Raw genomic sequence first — 17,996 nt, 5'->3', positions numbered from 1 at the left:
CCCAGGAAAGCGCGTCCGTGGCGCCCGTCCCGCAGGAGGAGCGCGTCGTGTTCCCGGCGAGCGTGTCGCAGGGCGCGCTGGTGTTCGGCAAAGTGCCGCCGGGAAGCGAGGTGCGCTTTCGCGAACGCCTGTTGCGCACCACCGACTACGGCACTGTCGTGTTCGGCGTGGGGCGCGACGAAGCGGGCCCACTGAGCGTCGCCGTCACGACACCCTCCGGCCGCACGCAAGCCGTCGAGATCGCGGTAACGCCACGCGACTGGCCGGTCGAGCGCGTCAACGGCGTGCCGCCGAAGACCGTCAATCCGCCCCCGGAGATCGCCGCGCGCATCCAGCGCGAGCAGGCCCTGGTCACCGCCGCGCGCGACCGCGACGACGCGCGTGCGGATTTCGCGCTGCCGTTCCAGTGGCCCGTGCAGGGCCGCATCAGCGGTCGCTTCGGCAACGCCCGCGTCTACAACGGCCAGCCCGGCGCCGGCCACTCCGGCATGGACATCGCGGCGCCGACCGGCACGCCGGTCAAGGCACCCGCCGCCGGCATCGTGACGTTCGCATCACCCGACCTCTATCTCACGGGCGGCACTGTGTTGCTCGACCATGGACACGGCGTAAGCTCGAACTTCCTCCACCTGTCGCGCATCGACGTGAACGTCGGCGACCGGATCGAAGCCGGACAGGTCATCGGAGCCGTCGGTGCGACCGGGCGCGCCACGGGGCCGCATCTGCACTGGGGGATGAGCTGGTTCGACGTGAGAATCGATCCACTGCTGGTGCTAGAACGCGGGAAGTAGACACCTGTTGTTCGCCCCATCGGCGCGCTGCGGCGCGTTGATGGTCCATGACGCTTCTGGTTCCGGTGGGCGCGGTTCGACGTGCGCATCGATCCACTGCTGGTGCTCGAACGCAGGAAGTAGGCACCTGTTGTTCGCCCCATGGGCGCGCTGCGGCGCGTTGATGGTTCATGACGCTTCTGGTTCCGGTGGGCGCGGTTCCACGTGCGCATCGATCCACTGCTGGTGCTCGAACGCGGGAAGTAGGCACCCGTTGTTCGCCCCATCGGCGCGCTGCGGCGCGTTGATGGTCCATGACGCTTCTGGTTCCGGTGGGCGCGGTTCGACGTGCGCATCGATCCACTACTGGTGCTCGAACGCGGGAAGTAGGCACCCGTTGTTCGCCCCATCGGCGCGCTGCGGCGCGTTGATGGTCCATGACGCTTCTGGTTCCGGTCGGCGCGGTTCGCCGTGCGCATCAACCCACTGCTGGTGCTCGAAGGCGGGAAGTGACCCAGCCTGCCGTTGTGGTTGCGATGTAAGTCGCGAAGCGTTGCTTTGAGAGCGATCGCGACTTACGTCGCTCCCACATCCGGCAACCGAGGCCTCAGTCGTTGCTGCCGCTGACCCGGGCGACCGCGTCGTGCGGGTGCAGGCTTTCGTAGTGCGCGACGGTGGCGTCGTAGCGGGCGATGCGCGCATCGCCGGCAAGCACCGACGCGACTCGACGGGCTGCGTCTTCGCAGAACATCAGATTCTCTGCGTTGAGGCGGGCGAACGCCTGTTCGTCCACGCGCTTGACGGCCGTCTGGACCGGCGTCGCCAGCGCGGCTTCGAGCGCATCGACCAAGGCCACCAATGGGAGTTCATCGAACTGCGGACGCAGCTCGACGCGCACGCTGGCGCGACTGCGCTGCGCATGCGGCGTGGCGGCCAGCCCTCGCTCGGAGGCGAGCCAGTCATGCACCACGTTGACCGACAGCGGGTGCGCCGCGGCGAAGTCCTCGGTGAACCGCTCGGCGTTGGCCTGGCGGGACAGCGCGGCCGACGCCGGGCAGGTGCTCGAATACTCCACGGAGAACGCCAGTGCCAGGATCAGGTGGCCGTCGGCGAGCGTGGCCTCGATCTCGACCGGATAACGCTTCCAGCCGGCGTAGTCGCTTTCCAGCGCCTTCCGCTGCAGCAGTGCTTCGTAGCGGATGCGCAGGCGCGCCTGGGTGGCCAGGCCGGCCTGGGAGTCGACACTGGTCTGCAGCAGATGGCGCAGGCCGGCCGGGGTGATGGCTTCACGCGCCAGGCCATCCTGGAGTTCCAGGTACAGCCGGGACATGTGGATGCCCCGTGCATCAGCATTGGCCAGGTTCACCGACAGGTCGATGCTCGCCGCCACCTGCAGCTGACCGCCCTGCCCGTCCGGAATGCGGACCGGCAGCGCGATGTTATCCATGCCCACCCAGTCCAGCGGACGCGCCAGCGGCACGCGCTGGTGGGCGACGTCGGGAAGGTCGGCGCGGGGCGCCAGGGGGAGCGAGGAAGTCATCATCGTGCACGGGGGAGTGATGGCGCGCATTGTACCCCCTGCCCCGAATCACCAGATGAAACAGTCCGTTACGACGCCTTTCGCAGGCTATCGCGACGATAGGCAGCGTGTTCAGCCGCCACGCGCGGCGCGCCAGCCGGTGAACAACAGCGCGGCCTGTGATGGCAGCGGCGCAGGTTCGCCCCTGCGCGCGAAACGGAGAAGCCGCCCATGCACATAGGCGGACAGCAGGCGACGCTCGCGCGCACCGTCGCGCGGGGACCAGGCTTCGAGCAACGCGGTGGCCCAGGCCCTGAGCTGGCCCGCTTCATCCGCGCCTTGCCGCAGGCTCACCGGCACGGCTGCGCCGCCGACCTCCATCAAGCGGGCAGCCAGCATCTCCGCAACGATCGCCTGCGAGGCGGGCATGCGTCCCAGCACTCCGTCCTCCACGGCGGCAACCGCTTCGCCGTAGCGCGACAACGCGGCGAAGCCCGCCTCGCGATCCCGCGCTACCGCGCGCGCTTCTGCAAGCGTGGGCAACGCATCGGCAAGCCGCGCCCAGTCGGCGCGCACCGGTTCGAGACGACGGCCGAGCGGATGTCGCGAACGTTGCGAGGCCCAGCCACGCAGTTCCTCGCCCCACCAGGCCAGCTTGGCGTCCGCCGGCAGGGGGTCGCCAGCGATGTTCAGGATGTCCTCGAACTCCTGCAGCAGCGCGAACCAGGCCACCACGATGTCGCGTCGCGCGGGCGCAACGAATACTTCGGCGACCGACCATTCCGGCCATCGGGCGCGCCATTTGTCCAGGAAGCTGTCGAGGGCGGCGGAATCGGACATGCAGTGGAACTCTGTAGGAGCGACGTCAGTCGCGACCGTGAGGCTGGCGCGCATAGGCGTCTGGATGCAATACGTTCTCTATTCGCGACTGAAACAATCGAGGACTGCAACCGTGCGGTCGCGACTCACGTCGATCCTACAACAGCCGGGTCGAGGGCCAGGCCGACGGTGCGATGAGGGCCTCGGGCGACTCGACCATGACATCCGCTTGCCACTGCGCAGGCTCCTCATGCGCCTGCCGGTATCCCCACAATGCCGCGATGGACGGCATGCCGGCGGCACGCGCCGACTGGATGTCGCGCTCGTCGTCGCCCACGTACACGCAGTCGGCGATGGCGGTGCCGATGCGCTCGGCGGCGACCTGCAACGGCAGTGGATGCGGCTTCTTTTCGGCCAGCGTGTCGCCGCCGATCAGCACAGCGCATCGCGTTTCCCAGCCCAACTGCGGCAGGATGTCGCGCGCAAGATACTCCGGCTTGTTGGTCACGACGCCCCACGTGCTGCCCGCCGCTTCCAGCGCATCGAGCATCTCGGCGACACCGTCGAAGAGCACGCTGTGACGGCCGAGTTCTTCCTGGTAGATCGCCAGGAATTCCGGCACCAGCGCTTCGCGGGGCGCCTTCTCCATGTCCGGGAACGCCGCGGCCAGCATCGCGCGTGCACCCTTCGATACGTGCGGACGCAGGGCCGACAGGGCCATCGCGCCGATGCCGCGCGATGCACGCATGCGGTTGGCGGTGGCCAGCATGTCCGGCGCGCTGTCGAGCAACGTGCCGTCCAGGTCGAACAGCGCCGCGCGCGGGAAACCGGTCATCGTCACGGCTTCACCGCGCTGGCGAGATAGTTGACGTCAGTGCGCGAGGCCAGCCGCGCCCGCTGGCGCCAGGGCTCGTAGGCCAACCCGGTGACGTCCTGCAACTGGAAGCCCGCCTCGCGCAGCCAGGCGGCCAGCTCCGATGGCTTGATGAATTCCTTGTAATGGTGCGTACCCTTCGGCAGCAGGCGCGCGACGTACTCTGCGCCCACGATCGCCAAGGCGAATGCGGCCGGCGTGCGGTTCAGCGTGGACAGGAAGAGGTGGCCGCCCGGCTTCAGCAGCGCATGGCACGCGCGGATGATCGCCGCAGGATCCGGCACGTGTTCCAGCATCTCCATGCAGGTGACCACGTCGAACGTCCCGGGCCGTTCCTCGGCCAGCGACTCGACCGAACGCAACTGGTAATCGACCTGCAGGCCGGACTCGAGCTTGTGCAGCCGCCCTACCTTCACTAGTTCCGGGGCGAGGTCGATCGCGGTGACGTGAGCACCCTCGCGGGCGAGCGCCTCGCTGAGAAGACCGCCGCCGCAGCCGACGTCCAGCGCGGTGGCACCCGGCAGGCGGGCGCGTTCGCGGACATACTGCAGGCGGACGGGATTGAGTGCGTGCAGCGCCTTCTGGGGACCATCCGGATCCCACCAGCGATTGGCGAGCGCGCCGAACTTGTCGAGTTCGGCCTGGCTGAAGTTATCGTCGCGGGGCGCAGTCGAGGTCGTCATGGCGCCATTGTAAGACGACGCCGGCCATGGCGCCGTCACGCATCGCTCAGGACAGACGGATGCCGGCGATCCGCTCGCGCCACTGCCGCGCATTGGCGATGACGCCGTCGATGTCGATATCCACCAGCACGCGCTGCCGCAGCTTCGGCCGGCCCGCGATCCAGACGTCGCTGACCTGCTGCCGTCCGGTCGCATAGATCAGCTGCGACACCACGTGGTGCAGCGGCTGGGTCTCCAGCGCCGACAGGTCGACGCAGACCAGGTCGGCCTGCTTGCCGGGTTCGATCGAGCCGATGCGGTCGTCGAAGCCGATCGCCTTGGCACCGCCCAGCGTGGCCGCGCGCAGCGCGCTGAACGCATCCAGCGCGGCCGCATCCTGGGCCACCGCCTTGGCCAGCAACGCCGCCGTACGGGTTTCGCTGAACATGTCCAAGTCGTTGTTGCTGGCGCAGCCGTCGGTACCGACCGCCAGCGTCACGCCAGCGCGCTCCAGCGCGCAGGCGGGGCAGAAGCCCGAGGCGAGCTTGAGGTTGGATTCGGGGCAATGCACCACGCTGACGCCGCGTTCGGCGCAGAGATGGATCTCGGCCTCGGTCAGCTGGGTCATGTGGATGGCGATCAGCCGGTCGTTGACCAGGCCCAGCCGGTCCAGGCGCGCGATCGGGCGCTGGCCGTGCTTCTCGATCGACTGCTCCACTTCCTGGGCGGTCTCGTGCAGGTGCAGGTGAACCGGCACGTCGAGCTGGTCGGACAGCATCCGCACGCGTTCGAAATTGGCGTCGTTGACCGTGTACGGCGCATGCGGAGCGAACGCGGTCGCGATCAGCGCATCGTCGCGCCACTGGTCGTGCACTTCGCCGGCCTTCTCGAAGTACTCATCGTCCGACGCGGCCCAGGCAGTCGGGAAATCGATGACCGGCAGGCCGACACGTGCACGGAAGCCGTAGCGCTTGTAGGTCGCCGCCTGTACGTCGGGGAAGAAGTAGTTCTCGTTGACGCAGGTGGTACCGCCGCGGAGCATTTCGGCGATGGCCAGGGTGATGCCGTCGGCCACGAAGTCCGGGCCGATCACCGCCCCCTCGATGGGCCAGATGTGCTGCTGCAGCCAGACCTTCAACGGCAGGTCGTCGGCCACGCCGCGCAGCAGCGTCATCGGGTTGTGGGTGTGCGCGTTGACCATGCCGGGAATCAGCACCGCGTCCGGACGCGATACCGTCTCACGCGGCGCGAAGCGCGCGCGCGCGTCGGCCACCGGCAGCACGGCGACGATGCGGCCATCGCTCACGGCGACCGCATGGTCTTCCAGCACCGCGCCGTGCGGAACGACCGGCACCACGAAGCCGGCTTCGATCAACAGGTCACAGGCAACGGGCGTACGGTCGTTCATGGGGCCTCGGCTCAGAATCCCAGCGTATAGGTCAGGCCAATGGCGCCGGCCCCGAACAGCAGCCAGCACAGCAGCATCAGCGCCAGTGCGCGGCCGTAGCCCAGGCGCGGCACGGCGGGAAACAGGTGCGCCAGGCTGGCGTTCCAGCACAGCATCACGCCCAGGCCGGCGAGCAGTACGCCGACGGCCCAGACGCCGAGGTACAGCGCGAGCTGTCCCATCACTTGACGCGGCTGACGTATTCGCCGGTACGGGTGTCGACCTTGATCACTTCTTCCTGGCCGACGAACAGCGGGACGCGCACGACGGCGCCGGTTTCCAGCGTGGCCGGCTTGCCGCCGGTACCCGCGGTGTCGCCCTTCACGCCCGGGTCGGTCTCGGTGATCTGCAGCTCGACGAAGTTCGGCGGGGTCACCTGGATCGGGTTGCCGTTCCACAGGGTGACCACGCAGTCTTCCTCGCCCTTCAGCCACTTCTCGGCGCCGCCCATGCCGGCCTTGTCGGCCTGCACCTGCTCGAAGGTCTCCTGCTGCATGAAGTGCCAGTACTCGCCATCGGTGTACAGGTACTGCATGTCGGTATCCACCACGTCCGCCGCTTCGACCGAGTCGGTGCTCTTCATGGTGATTTCCTGCACGCGGCCGCTCTTGATCAGGCGGTACTTCACGCGGGTGAAGGCCTGGCCCTTGCCCGGCTTGACGTACTCGGTATCGGTGATGATCGCCGGGTCGTTGTTGATCAGGATCTTCATCCCGTTCTTGACGTCGTTCATGCCGTAACTGGCCATGCTGCTGCTCCTGGAGGTAAGGCGTACCCGCCGCGCGAGGCGGCCGGCCGGATAGAATGCGGGGACCCGCCGGACCCGGCGGGTGCTTGTTTTCAGACCCGACATGATAACCGCAGCCCCCGACCCCCGACAGCCCGCTGCCCGGCCGGCCCTCCGCTGGCAACAGGCCTGGCGCGATGCCGTGCGCGATCCCCGTGAACTACTGGCATTGCTGGGGCTGGAGTCGCTGGCGGATCGCGTGTCCGACCAGGCCGCATCGCAGTTCGCCCTGCGCGTGCCACGCGGCTTCGTGGCTCGCATGCGCGCTGGCGATCCGCACGATCCGCTGCTTCGCCAGGTGCTGCCCCTGGACGACGAGATGCGCCCCGCATCCGGCTACGGGCTGGATGCCGTCGGCGACGGCGCCGCACGCACCGGGAACGGCGTGATCCAGAAATATCGCGGCCGCGCCCTGCTGGTGGCGACCGGCAGTTGCGCCATCAACTGCCGCTACTGTTTCCGCCGCCACTTCCCTTACGCCGAGGAAACCGCCGCACGCGACGGCTGGCGCGAAGCCGTGGACGTGATCCGCCGCGACGACAGCATCGAGGAAGTGCTGCTGTCGGGTGGCGACCCGCTGTCCCTGTCGGACGCGAAGCTCGCCGAGCTGACGGACGCCCTGGCCGGCATTCCGCACCTGCGCCGGCTGCGCCTGCACAGCCGCCTGCCGGTCGTGCTGCCCGAGCGCATCGACGAGGGCCTGCTGGCTTGGCTGGGCCGCCTGCCCTGGCCGCTGACGCTGGTGATCCATGCCAACCACGCCAACGAGTTCGACGGTGCGGTTGACGCCGCGCTGCGCCGCCTGCGCGATGCCGGCGTTCACCTGCTCAACCAGGCGGTGCTGCTGCGGGGGGTGAACGACGACGTCGACGCGCTGGCCGCCCTGAGCGAACGCGGCTTCGCCGCGGGGGTGCTGCCGTATTACCTGCACCAGTTGGACCGGGTGGCCGGCGCCGCCCACTTCGAAGTCGACGACGTGCGCGCGAAGGCGCTGCATGCGGACCTGGCCGCCCGCCTGTCCGGCTACCTGGTGCCGAGGCTGGTGCGGGAAATTGCCGGGGACACGGGCAAGCGACCGCTGTGAGGCGCCCTCGCCGGGCCGTGTTCGCATCTGCGACGGCTGCATTGGACTCACCTGCCGCGTTCAGGTATTAAACGCGCACCCCTCGCGGACACGCTGCATGCAGATCGGCAAAGACACCACGCTACGACTGACCCTGGTGGACGACAGCGCGGAGGACGCGGAAGCCATCGTCTCCACGCTGCGCAACGGCGGTATCGCCGTGCGCCCGCTGCGACCGCTGGACGCCGGCGAACTGGGGCAGATGGTGGCCGGCCAGCCGATGGACCTGCTGCTGGCGTCCCGCAGTGCCAAGGGCATTCCCCTAGCGACCGTGCTGGCCCAGGTCGACGCCAGCGGCAAGGACATCCCCGTGATCGTGCTGGCCGATGCGATCAGCGAAGCCGACCTGCTCGCCGACCAGGCGGCCGGCGCACGCGCCATCGCCTTGCGGGGGCGTGCGGAGCATGTGCTGACGGTACTGCGCCGCGAGTGGGCCGACCTGGATGCGCGGCGCTCGCAGCGCCGGCTGGAAAGCCAGATGCGCGAAACCGAGCGCCGGTGCGATGCACTGATCTCGTCCTCGCGCGACCCCATCGCCTACATCCACGAGGGCATGCACATCCGTGCCAACGACGCCTACCTGGAGATGTTCGGCTTCGAATCGTTCGAGGATGTGGAAGGCCTGTCGCTGCTTGACCTGGTCGGTCCGCAGTACGTCAACGACTTCAAGGCGCTGCTGAAGAAGCTCAGCAAGGGCGAACCGCCTCCGCCGCGCTTCGAACTGGAAGCCCGCAGCATCGACGGCGACAGCTTTCCCGCCACGCTGGAGTTCGCCACCGCGACCTACGAGGGCGAGGCCTGCGTGCAGGTGATCTTCCGCCGCCGCGAGGAGTTCGACCCCGAGCTGGCCCGCGAGGTCGAAGACCTGCGGCAGCGCGACATGGTCACCGGCCTGCTCAACCGCCCCACTTTCCTGCGCGAGCTGGAGAACGCCGTGGCCCAGGTGGCGCGCGGCGAAGACCAGTACGCCCTGCTGCTGCTCGAGCCCGACCACTACCAGCGACTGCTGTCCGAGATCGGCATCGACTCGGCCGACGCCCTGGCCGCCGCGCTGGCGGCGCGCCTGTCAGAGAAACTCGACGAAGGCACCCTCGCCGCCCGCTTCGGCGAGCGCACGTTCGCAGTCCTGCTGCGCGGCAACCATGCGCAGACCGCGGCGCTGGCGGAAAGGCTGCGGGCGTCCTATGCCTCGCACGTCTTCAACGTGGGCGAACGCTCGGCGTCGGTGACCGCCAGCATCGGCGGCGTACAGATCGGCGAGAAGATCGCCAGCGTCGGTCCGGTGCTGACCCGCGCCACGGATTGCCTGCAGACCGCCACCAACCTGGGCGGCAACCGCATCGAGATCTTCGACCCCGGCGCCGTCGACCGGGCCGAGGAAGAGCGCGTCCAGAACTGGATCCAGCGCCTGCGCGAAGCCCTGCAGGACGGAAGTTTCCGCCTGCACTACCAACCCGTGGTCAGCCTGCAGGGCGAACCCGGCGAGGTATACGAGGCATTGCTGCGGCTGGAATCCAACGGCGAGGTCGTGCTGCCGCAGTCCTTCATCGGCATCGCCGAAGAAAACGGCCTGCTCGATGCGATCGACCGCTGGGTGGTCAACCGCGCCATCGAAGTCCTGGCCGAACGCAAGCGCGCCGGCCATGACACGCGCCTGGTGGTGAAGGTCAGCCCGGCCTCGTTCGCCGACAACCGCCTGCTCGACCTGATCGCCAGGCAACTCGCCGCGCACGACGTACCGGGCGACCGCCTGTGGCTGCAGACCCCGGAGGCCAAGGTGTTCACGCACCTGCGCCAGGCCCAGGCCTTCCAGTCCGCGGCCGCCAAGCTGGGCTGCCAGGTCGGCCTGGAACATTTCGGTGCGGGCCTGGATTCGTTCCAGTTGCTGTCGCACTTCCAGCCGACCTTCCTCAAGATCGACCGCGTCTTCAGCGAAGACCTGGGCAAGAACACCGAGCACCAGCAGAAGATCCGCGAGATCGCCGAACGCGCGCAGGCGCTGGGGATCCTGACGGTCGCCGAGCATGTGCAGGACGCAGCGACCATGGCGTTCCTGTTCACCGCCAGCCTGGACTACGTGGAAGGCAACTTCCTGGCGGCGCCCGGTCCGGCAATGAATTACGACTTCAGCTGATCGGTCGGCTACCCGTGCACCGCAATCGAAAAACCCGCCTTCCGGCGGGTTTTTCTTTACGTGCGGGCCGGCGGGTATCAGGCCACGGTCGCCTGTTGCGCGCGCAGCGCGGCGATGCGGTCTTCCAGCGGCGGGTGGCTGAGGAACAGCTTCTTCATGCCCTGGCCGATGCCACCGGCAATGCCGAAGGCCTCCACCTGCGCGGGCAGCGTACTCGGGCGCTGCTGCTGCGACAGGCGTTCCAGTGCGGCGATCATCTTCTGGCGGCCTGCCAGCGTCGCACCACCATGGTCGGCGCGGAATTCGCGGCGACGCGAGAACCACATGGCGATCATCGTGGCGAACAGGCCGAACACGACTTCCAGCGCCATCACGATGATGTAGTAGCCGAATCCGCGGCCGCCACCCTCGCGATTGCCGGAGAGGAAGCTGTCGACGATGCCGCCCACCACGCGCGCCAGCACGATGACGAACGTGTTCAGAACGCCCTGCAGCAGCGCCATGGTCACCATGTCGCCGTTGGCGACGTGGGCGACTTCATGGCCCAGCACCGCTTCCGCCTCGTCCTGGTTCATCTGCCGCAGCAGGCCCGTGGACACGGCTACCAGCGCATTGTTTCGGTTGGCGCCGGTAGCGAACGCATTGATCTCGGGGGCGTCGTAGACCGCGACCTCGGGCATGCCGATGCCGGCCGCCTGGGCCTGGCGCTGCACCGTGGCCACCAGCCAGCGCTCGGTATCGTTGCGAGGCTGTTCGATCACCTGCGCACCGGTGGCGCGCTTGGCCATCCATTTCGAGGTCAGCAGGGAAATCAGCGAACCGCCGAAACCGAACACGGCGGCGAACACCAGCAGGCCGCCCATCTGGTTCGGGTTCACACGGAAGAGGGACATGACGATACCCGCGAGCACCAGGACGGCGAAATTGGTGGCGAGGAACAAGGCAACACGCGTGAACACGGTTCGGATCTCCCAGGGTCGTGCAAAAGTGAACGCGGACGCCGCAGAATTGCGGCTGCGGCGTAATGAATTCAAGCGACTTCCTGACTGCCGGTTCAGCTTGCCCTTGCTTCCGACGAATGACCGAGAACGATCCCTCCCTCCGCTATCGCGGCCGCTTCGCGCCATCGCCCACCGGCCGCCTGCATTTCGGCTCCCTGGTCGCCGCCTTGGGCAGTTGGCTCATCGCCCGGCATCACGACGGCGAGTGGCTGGTGCGCGTGGAGGACCTCGATCCGCCACGCGAAGTCGCCGGCGCTGCGCGGCAGCAACTGGCCACGCTGGCGTCGTTCGGCCTTGTCTCGGACCTGCCGGTCGTCTGGCAGAGCGCGCGTCACGACCTGTATGCCGATGCGCTGTCCCGCCTGCTGCGCGACGGCCACGCATTCCCGTGCCCCTGCAGCCGCAGCGATCTCGTCGCCACGGGCGGCATCCATCGCCACTGCATCGCGCCCGGTCCGGGTCGCAGCGCCGCCGTGAGACTGCGCGTACCCGATGGCGCCCGCGTGGTCTTCGAGGACGCGCTGCAGGGAACGTTCGACCAACGCGTCGACCTAGAGGTAGGCGACGTGGTCCTGCGGCGCGCCGATGGCTTCTGGGCCTACCAGTTGGCGGTGGTGGTCGACGATGCCGATCAGGGCATCACGCACATCGTGCGCGGGTCGGACCTGCTCGATTCCACACCCCGGCAGATCCTTCTGCAGCGCGCGCTCGGCCTGACGATGCCGCAGTACCTGCACCTGCCCCTGATCGTCGACGTCGACGGCAACAAACTGTCGAAATCCATGGCATCGCTCCCCGTCGACGACGACGCCCCGCTGCCGGCACTGCGCGCGGCCTGGCAGGCGCTGGGCCAACCGGCGGCCGTGCTCGACGGCCTGTCGAACGTTGCGTCGGTACTGCACGCCGCACATCGCGAATTCCGCCCGGATCGTCTTCCAAAAGTGATATCACTGACGTTCGCTGCAGCGCACAACAATCCTGTCGCAGGCGCTGTCTAGAATCGGGTGGCCGTCGGCTTGCGGCGGTCCAAGGAGAGTCCCCACATGACATCGCGCGTCGCCCTGGTCACCGGTGGCACCGGAGGTATCGGTACCGCCATCTGCAAGAAGCTGGCCGACATGGGCCACAAGGTCGCCACCAATTACCGCAACGAAGAGAAGGCGCGCGCGTGGCAGGCGCAGATGAAGGCCGAGGGCTATGACATCGCGCTGGTCAAGGGCGATGTGACTTCGCCGGACGAAGCGCAGGCGATGGTGAAGGAAGTCGAACAGACGCTCGGCCCGGTCGACGTGCTGATCAACAACGCAGGCATCACCCGCGACGGCACCTTCCACAAGATGTCGGCGACCCAGTGGGGCGACGTCATCAACACCAACCTCAATTCGGTGTTCAACGTCACCCGCCCGGTCATCGACGGCATGCGCGAACGCAAGTGGGGCCGCATCATCCAGATCAGCTCGATCAACGGCCTGAAGGGCCAGTACGGGCAGGCCAACTACGCCGCCGCCAAGGCCGGCATGCACGGCTTCACCATTTCGCTGGCGCGCGAGAACGCCAAGCTCGGCATCACCGTCAACACGGTGTCGCCCGGGTACGTGGCCACCGACATGGTGATGGCGGTACCGGAGGACGTACGGGCCAAGATCGCCGCGGACATCCCCACCGGCCGCCTCGGCAAGCCCGAGGAAATCGCATATGCGGTGGCGTTCCTGGTGGACGAACAGGCCAGCTGGATCACCGGCTCGAACCTCGACATCAACGGCGGCCACCACATGGGGTGGTAAGGCCCGGCAGGTCCTTGCCCACGCATTCCCCCGACGCCCCGAAAGGGGCGTCGTCCCTGTCCATGCTGCGCAGCAATCCGGCTGGCTGAACAGGGCGGGCCTGCCGTGTGGCCTGTTGCAAGGGCTGTTGCGCTGCGTCATGCTGGCCGCCATACGCGTTTAGAGCGAAGACTCAATGGCTGCGATCCGCATCATCAAGAAGTACCCCAACCGTCGCCTGTACGACACCGAGATCTCCAGCTACATCACCATCGAGGACGTGCGCCAGCTAATCGTCGATGGCGAAGACTTCGAAGTCCGCGACGCCAAGAGCGGCGACGACCTGACCCGGACGGTCCTGCTGCAGATCATCAGCGAACAGGAACAGGACGGCGAACCGATCCTGTCCACCCAGTTGCTCAGCCAGATCATCCGTTTCTACGGCGATTCGCTGCAGGGCTTCATGGGCAATTACCTGGAGCGCAGCATGCAGCTGTTCATGGAGCAGCAGCAGCAGTTCCGCAGCCAGATGGGCAACCTGCTCGGCCAGACGCCGTGGACCATGATGAACCAGCTCACCGAGCGCAACATGGAGTTGTGGCAGGAATTCCAGCGCAACCTGACCGGTGGCATGGGCCGCCCGACCACGGTCAAGCCGAAAGATCCGCCACGCGAGACGCCGAAGCCGCGCTCGCGCTGACGTCCCACGTGGTGAAACCCGGCCCGCGCCCCGTTGCGCGGGCCTTTTTTTGAGTCGCGATAGGAATTCCGCATGACGCAACGCATTGCCGTGGTGACCGGTGGCTTGGGAGGGCTGGGGCTGGCGATCTGCCAGGCGCTGGCGCGCGAGGGCCGCAAGGTGATCGCCGCCGACCTGCCCGCATCGCCCGAGCGGCTCGAGCACTTCGGCCGCCACACCGCCGCGCTGGGCATCGAGACCGCCGTCGTCGACGTGGCCGATTTCGATGCCTGCGCCGCCTTCGTCCATGACGTGGAAGCCCGCCACGGCACGCTCGACATCCTGGTCAACAATGCCGGCATCACCCGCGACGCGACGCTGCGCAAGATGGACAAGGCGCAGTGGGACGCGGTGATCGGCGTGAACCTGGACAGCGTGTTCAATCTCTGCCGCCACGTGGTGGACGGCATGCAGGCGCGCGGCTTCGGCCGCATCGTCAACATCAGTTCGGTCAGTGGCCAGACCGGCAACTTCGGCCAGGTGAACTACGCCGCGGCCAAGGCCGGCCTGCACGGCTTCTCGATGTCGCTCGCGCGCGAAGTCGCGCGCAAGGGCGTCACCGTCAACAGCGTCTCGCCCGGCTATGTGGAAACGCCGATGACCCGCGCCATGCCCGATGACGTGCGCGAGCGCACCGTCGCCTCGGTGCCGGTCGGCCGCATCGGTCAACCGGACGACATCGCACGCGCGGTGGCCTTCCTCACGGCGGACGATGCCGGCTACATCACCGGCGCCAACCTGCCGGTCAACGGCGGCCTGTTCATGAGCTTCTGACCGGATTGCCGTTCGAACACCGACACCTCCAGGACCCTTTTCGAGAACTTTCCATGAAACTCACTCCTCCCACCTTCGGTGTCTGGCTGATCGCGCTGCTGCTCGGCGGCGGCGGCATCGCGGCCAAGTTCGGCTACGTGCCGGTGCTGGCCCCGCATGCCTTCTGGCTGGTGGTCGCCGGCTTCGGCCTGCTGGTCGCGGCGACGGTCTTCAGCAAGCTCTGACGCCGCCGGGTTGTCCGCGTACGGGCAGCACGATACCGTCGTCCCGCCACGGTCCGTGGCCTGCCCGGGAGAGGCCGCATGCATCGTTTCCGTTCACCGGCATGGCGGGGAGTGGCCGTGGTGGCACTGTCCGGCCTTGCGGGTTGCGCCACGCAGACTGCTGCGCGCCTCGACGCACCACGCTGCAAGCATGTCGGCTGCGTCGAACCTGTGGCTCTTGCGGTAGCCAAACCCGGCTCCAGCGTGCTGCTGGTCGGATGCGAGGGCTCGGTCCGCACCGAGCGCCGCTATGTTCTCGAACCCGCTGGCTGGACGCTGCAGACGTACGAAACCGGCATGTCGGGCCCCTGCCCTGCGGCAGCGGCGCCCTGACCGGTCATGGAGATACTCGGGTCGTTGTTGTTCGACCTCTGGGCGAGGCCGCGCTTCGCAATCCCCACACTGCTGGGTATCGCCGCCGGCGTCGCCGTGTTCTACCTGACCGGCAAGGAGCCCGCCTCCGTCGCCATGGCGTTCGGCTGCGGGCTGCTGGGCCTGACGATCGGCTTCGTGCTGCACTACTTCCGTAATGCGCCACGCGATCCGCTGGACTGAGCCCTACTCCAGTTCGAAGCGGTCGAACGCGATCTCCAGCGTCTCGAACAGGGTCTCCGCCAGCAGAGCATCCATCGACGAGGTCTGGTAAGCCGCCGGCCGCGCGCGTAGAAAGCGCCAGCGCATCACCGGGTTGCCCTGCTCATCCAGCAGCGTCACGCTGATACTGCGCCGCGCATCGCCGCCGTTGCGTGCTTCGTCCCACCACTGGTACCACGCCAGCGAGCCGGTCACACCCCGACGCAACACTAGGTGTCCGTAATGCGTCAGCGTGGACAGCTTGGTCGCTTCGAGCGTCTTGTCGTTGCCGTTACGGTATTCGTTGAGCTGCAGCCGCGCATCGGGGAACGTCACTTCGGACACGCCGCCCTGGGCGCCGTCCTCTCCGGTACCGAGGTCGACGAGGAAGTTCATGCCGGTATACGGACGGTCACGCACTAAGGTCATGGGCAGGTTCCATGTGAGGGAGGGAGACAGGCCAGCCAGGGGCGCGGTCGATCTCCTTCTCCAACGCAGTCACATCACGCCAGCGGTCAGCCTTGTTCCTTCCACGCCTGCTCGAGATGGATCGTCGAACCCCGTCGACGAAGCTTGGAGTGCTTACCGCGCCGTCGCCTATGGGGCCGGGACGACCTCACGATCCCGATGGCGAGAGCCCTGGTCCCTGGCCTGCTGCCCGATCCAGAGACGATTGCCATCCGGATCATCGAGCCGGAACTCACGCATGCCATAGAACGTCTCGTCGAGGTCGGGCACGTCCAGGCCGCAGGCGCGCGCCTGCCGGTGGAAGGCATCGACGTCGTCCGGATACAGGTACAGCACCGCACCACGCGGCGCGTCGGGATTCACGTTGATGGACTGGTCCAGCATCACCCGGCAGTCACCCCACCGCAGCTTCGCCCAGCCCCAGTCGTCGCGCCGGTCCTCGACGAGGAAGCCGAGCGCCTCGTAGAAGGCGATCGCCCGCGGCAGGTGGCGGACGGGCTGCATGGGGATGATGTGGGACATGGCGGCTTCCGGTGCGCTGTGCTCGTCCTACTCTGCCGACCACACCACATCGACACCCTCGGACTCGCCCACCGCAGTGCGCAACAGCGCGACGAACTCTGCGCTCGCCCCCAGGCCTTCCAGCGCATCGATGGCCGTGTGTTCCACGTAGTAGTCCTGGTCCCTAGAAGATTCCTCTTCCATGTAGTCCACCAGCATCTGGAAATCCGCGTCCGAGATGCTGCCCAGCGTGCGGCCACTGTCCTTTTCCGACAAACGAATGCTCATGCGGTGTTCCTTTCCTCGAACGTGGGAGTGATGGTCAGCGTGGGGCGCCGTCGGCGCCCTTGCGCAGGAAGGCGGCCAGGCCGCCCAGTTGCAGCCCCTGCACCTTGTCGACGACGGGTGCGAACTTGCCGATGTCATCCGGCGTATAGCCTCCGGCGCGGTACCACAGGGTGATGCGTGTGCCGCCCTTCTCTTCGGTGAAACGCCATTCCAGCACGCCCTGCAGCCCCATGCCCTGCAGGGGCCCCAGGCCTCCGGTCATGCGCATCAGCTTGCCGGGATCGGTGAACACAACCGTCATGTGCCACGCCTGCTGCGCACCATTGATTTCGCAGAAGCAGCCACCGACCTTGTCGCTGATGGAGAGCTTCGAGGCATCACCCCACCACGTATGGTCGGCTGGCCACCAGCGGCCTACGTCATCGGTCAGCGCTGCGTACGCCACCTGCGGCGACACCGGCACCCATTCCGCGTTCTCGATCGTGAAGCCATCCGGCTGCGCGTCCTTGATCGCTGCCTGCGCCGGCGCGATGGCGGCGAGCAGAACAATGACCGCCAGCGCCTTCACTGTGCCGCTCCCTGCGGGCAGAACTTCTGGCGGTACTCCTTCGCCTTCGGCATCAACGCGGTGAGGTTCTGGATGCGCGTGCCGGGATTCGGATGCGTGGAAGAGAACTCCGGCGGTGCCTGCCCGCCACTGGCTTCGCTCATGCGCTGCCACAGGGGAACGGCTTCCTCCGGGTTGAAACAGGCCGCGGCAGCCAGCATCAGGCCCACTTCGTCGGCCTGCGTTTCATGCTCACGCGCGTAGGGCAGCAGGTAGCCATACCCCATCGCGGCCATCACCATCTGCTGCTGTTGCGGGTCCATGCCGCTCATCGCGCCCGCCATCTGGCCGATCTGCGTGAGCTTCTGCTGCGACATGCGCTGGGCGCCGTGGCGCAGCAGCGCGTGGGCGATCTCGTGACCCATCACCACGGCCACCGCATCGGCGTTCTGCGCGACGGGGATGAGTCCGGTATACACGGCCATCTTGCCGCCGGGCAGGCAGAAGGCATTGGCCTGCTCGGACTGGATGACGTTGACATCCCAGTCGAAGGACTTCCAGTTGCCGCTGGGCTGGGTTCCTTTCTCCGCCGCGATGGCGGCCTCGACCTCGGGCACCTTCGCGATCAACCGCTGGGCGATGGTGCGCACCTGCTGGGCGATCTGCGAGTTGGGATCGACCGGCTGCTCCTGCTGCAGGATTTCCTCGTAGGCCTGCAGGCCGAGCGCCTTTTCCTCTTCAACGCCAATCGAATTGTCGATCAGCACCTTCTCGCCGGTATACGGATCTACCACGCGATTGCTCAGGTAATAACAGCCGCCATAGATCAGGAAGCCAAGCAGGATCAGCCAGCGCAGGTTGCCCAGTCCGCCGCCGCGACGCCCGCCACCCTGCCCGTACTGCGAGCGCCCGTTAGGATCTTGCCTCATCACCCTCTCCCTGGC

Annotated in this window: 21 protein-coding genes and 2 pseudogenes; 10 read left to right on the top strand and 13 right to left on the bottom strand. The window is 67.4% G+C overall.

Annotated elements, in window-relative coordinates:
• Positions 1–44 precede the first annotated feature (44 nt).
• Positions 45–791: pseudogene (locus CYU89_RS08805) on the top strand (M23 family metallopeptidase); the annotation flags it as partial.
• Between the two features lie 586 nt (positions 792–1,377).
• Here the strand turns inward: CYU89_RS08805 and folE2 are convergent.
• From folE2 to efp, 7 genes and pseudogenes are all read right to left on the bottom strand, one after another.
• Positions 1,378–2,313: a GTP cyclohydrolase FolE2 gene (gene folE2, locus CYU89_RS08800; RefSeq protein ID WP_296280224.1), complete on the bottom strand. Its 936-nt coding sequence runs from the start codon at positions 2,311–2,313 to the stop codon at positions 1,378–1,380.
• 513 nt (positions 2,314–2,826) lie between these two features.
• Positions 2,827–3,129: pseudogene (locus tag CYU89_RS08795) on the bottom strand (phytoene/squalene synthase family protein); the annotation flags it as partial.
• A gap of 136 nt (positions 3,130–3,265) precedes the next feature.
• Positions 3,266–3,943, bottom strand: a complete 678-nt coding sequence (locus tag CYU89_RS08790; RefSeq protein ID WP_296280260.1) for a phosphoglycolate phosphatase — start codon at positions 3,941–3,943, stop codon at positions 3,266–3,268.
• Positions 3,944–3,945: 2 nt separating this feature from the next.
• Positions 3,946–4,665 (bottom strand): bifunctional 2-polyprenyl-6-hydroxyphenol methylase/3-demethylubiquinol 3-O-methyltransferase UbiG, encoded by a 720-nt coding sequence (gene ubiG / locus CYU89_RS08785; RefSeq protein WP_296280223.1) that lies wholly within the window; start codon positions 4,663–4,665, stop codon positions 3,946–3,948.
• A 46-nt stretch (positions 4,666–4,711) separates the two neighbouring features.
• On the bottom strand, positions 4,712–6,052 hold the full coding sequence (locus tag CYU89_RS08780) for a TRZ/ATZ family hydrolase (protein ID WP_296280222.1): 1,341 nt from the start codon (positions 6,050–6,052) through the stop codon (positions 4,712–4,714).
• An 11-nt stretch (positions 6,053–6,063) separates the two neighbouring features.
• Positions 6,064–6,273, bottom strand: a complete 210-nt coding sequence (locus CYU89_RS08775) for a hypothetical protein (RefSeq protein WP_296280221.1) — start codon at positions 6,271–6,273, stop codon at positions 6,064–6,066.
• Entirely contained in the window at positions 6,273–6,839 is a 567-nt protein-coding gene (efp, locus tag CYU89_RS08770) for an elongation factor P (protein ID WP_162338187.1), read from the bottom strand. Before efp ends, CYU89_RS08775 begins: the two co-directional genes overlap by 1 nt.
• Before the next feature lie 103 nt (positions 6,840–6,942).
• On the opposite strand from efp, the gene epmB reads away from it, so the two are divergent.
• Both epmB and CYU89_RS08760 read left to right on the top strand, forming a co-directional pair.
• Positions 6,943–7,962, top strand: a complete 1,020-nt coding sequence (epmB, locus tag CYU89_RS08765) for an EF-P beta-lysylation protein EpmB (protein WP_296280220.1) — start codon at positions 6,943–6,945, stop codon at positions 7,960–7,962.
• A 97-nt stretch (positions 7,963–8,059) separates the two neighbouring features.
• Positions 8,060–10,135: an EAL domain-containing protein gene (locus tag CYU89_RS08760; protein ID WP_296280219.1), complete on the top strand. Its 2,076-nt coding sequence runs from the start codon at positions 8,060–8,062 to the stop codon at positions 10,133–10,135.
• Positions 10,136–10,212: 77 nt separating this feature from the next.
• On the opposite strand, the gene htpX is transcribed toward CYU89_RS08760, so the two are convergent.
• The gene (htpX, locus tag CYU89_RS08755) at positions 10,213–11,094 is read right to left on the bottom strand and encodes a protease HtpX (RefSeq protein ID WP_296280218.1); all 882 of its coding nucleotides are present in this window, start codon (positions 11,092–11,094) and stop codon (positions 10,213–10,215) included.
• A 119-nt stretch (positions 11,095–11,213) separates the two neighbouring features.
• Between htpX and gluQRS the strand changes: the two genes are divergently transcribed.
• From gluQRS to CYU89_RS08720, 7 genes are all read left to right on the top strand, one after another.
• Positions 11,214–12,134, top strand: coding sequence for a tRNA glutamyl-Q(34) synthetase GluQRS (gene gluQRS, locus CYU89_RS08750; protein ID WP_296280217.1), 921 nt, complete (start codon positions 11,214–11,216; stop codon positions 12,132–12,134).
• Positions 12,135–12,179: 45 nt separating this feature from the next.
• The gene (locus CYU89_RS08745) at positions 12,180–12,920 is read left to right on the top strand and encodes a beta-ketoacyl-ACP reductase (RefSeq protein ID WP_296280216.1); all 741 of its coding nucleotides are present in this window, start codon (positions 12,180–12,182) and stop codon (positions 12,918–12,920) included.
• A 175-nt stretch (positions 12,921–13,095) separates the two neighbouring features.
• On the top strand, positions 13,096–13,599 hold the full coding sequence (gene phaR, locus CYU89_RS08740) for a polyhydroxyalkanoate synthesis repressor PhaR (RefSeq protein WP_296280215.1): 504 nt from the start codon (positions 13,096–13,098) through the stop codon (positions 13,597–13,599).
• A 72-nt stretch (positions 13,600–13,671) separates the two neighbouring features.
• Positions 13,672–14,412, top strand: coding sequence for an acetoacetyl-CoA reductase (gene phbB, locus CYU89_RS08735; RefSeq protein ID WP_296280214.1), 741 nt, complete (start codon positions 13,672–13,674; stop codon positions 14,410–14,412).
• A 53-nt stretch (positions 14,413–14,465) separates the two neighbouring features.
• On the top strand, positions 14,466–14,636 hold the full coding sequence (locus tag CYU89_RS08730) for a hypothetical protein (protein ID WP_155944648.1): 171 nt from the start codon (positions 14,466–14,468) through the stop codon (positions 14,634–14,636).
• A 78-nt stretch (positions 14,637–14,714) separates the two neighbouring features.
• Entirely contained in the window at positions 14,715–15,008 is a 294-nt protein-coding gene (locus CYU89_RS08725; RefSeq protein WP_296280213.1) for a hypothetical protein, read from the top strand.
• Between the two features lie 6 nt (positions 15,009–15,014).
• The gene (locus tag CYU89_RS08720; protein ID WP_296280212.1) at positions 15,015–15,230 is read left to right on the top strand and encodes a hypothetical protein; all 216 of its coding nucleotides are present in this window, start codon (positions 15,015–15,017) and stop codon (positions 15,228–15,230) included.
• A 3-nt stretch (positions 15,231–15,233) separates the two neighbouring features.
• On the opposite strand, the gene CYU89_RS08715 is transcribed toward CYU89_RS08720, so the two are convergent.
• The 5 genes from CYU89_RS08715 to CYU89_RS08695 form a co-directional block, all read right to left on the bottom strand.
• Complete coding sequence (locus CYU89_RS08715) at positions 15,234–15,677, bottom strand: phage tail protein (RefSeq protein ID WP_296280211.1); 444 nt, start codon at positions 15,675–15,677, stop codon at positions 15,234–15,236.
• A 168-nt stretch (positions 15,678–15,845) separates the two neighbouring features.
• A complete protein-coding gene (locus CYU89_RS08710; protein WP_296280210.1) occupies positions 15,846–16,238 on the bottom strand; it encodes a VOC family protein in 393 nt (130 codons plus the stop codon).
• A gap of 27 nt (positions 16,239–16,265) precedes the next feature.
• A complete protein-coding gene (locus CYU89_RS08705; protein WP_296280209.1) occupies positions 16,266–16,505 on the bottom strand; it encodes a hypothetical protein in 240 nt (79 codons plus the stop codon).
• A gap of 34 nt (positions 16,506–16,539) precedes the next feature.
• On the bottom strand, positions 16,540–17,073 hold the full coding sequence (locus tag CYU89_RS08700) for an SRPBCC family protein (protein ID WP_296280208.1): 534 nt from the start codon (positions 17,071–17,073) through the stop codon (positions 16,540–16,542).
• On the bottom strand, positions 17,070–17,981 hold the full coding sequence (locus CYU89_RS08695) for a M48 family metallopeptidase (protein WP_296280207.1): 912 nt from the start codon (positions 17,979–17,981) through the stop codon (positions 17,070–17,072). The genes CYU89_RS08700 and CYU89_RS08695 overlap by 4 nt, the downstream gene beginning before the upstream one ends.
• Between the last annotated feature and the right edge of the window lie 15 nt (positions 17,982–17,996).

The sequence above is a fragment of the Pseudoxanthomonas sp. genome, assembly GCF_002863005.1.
GTDB lineage: Bacteria > Pseudomonadota > Gammaproteobacteria > Xanthomonadales > Xanthomonadaceae > Pseudoxanthomonas_A.
Note: the sequence above shows the minus strand (reverse complement) of the source record. Positions and strands in the feature narration are given on the sequence as shown.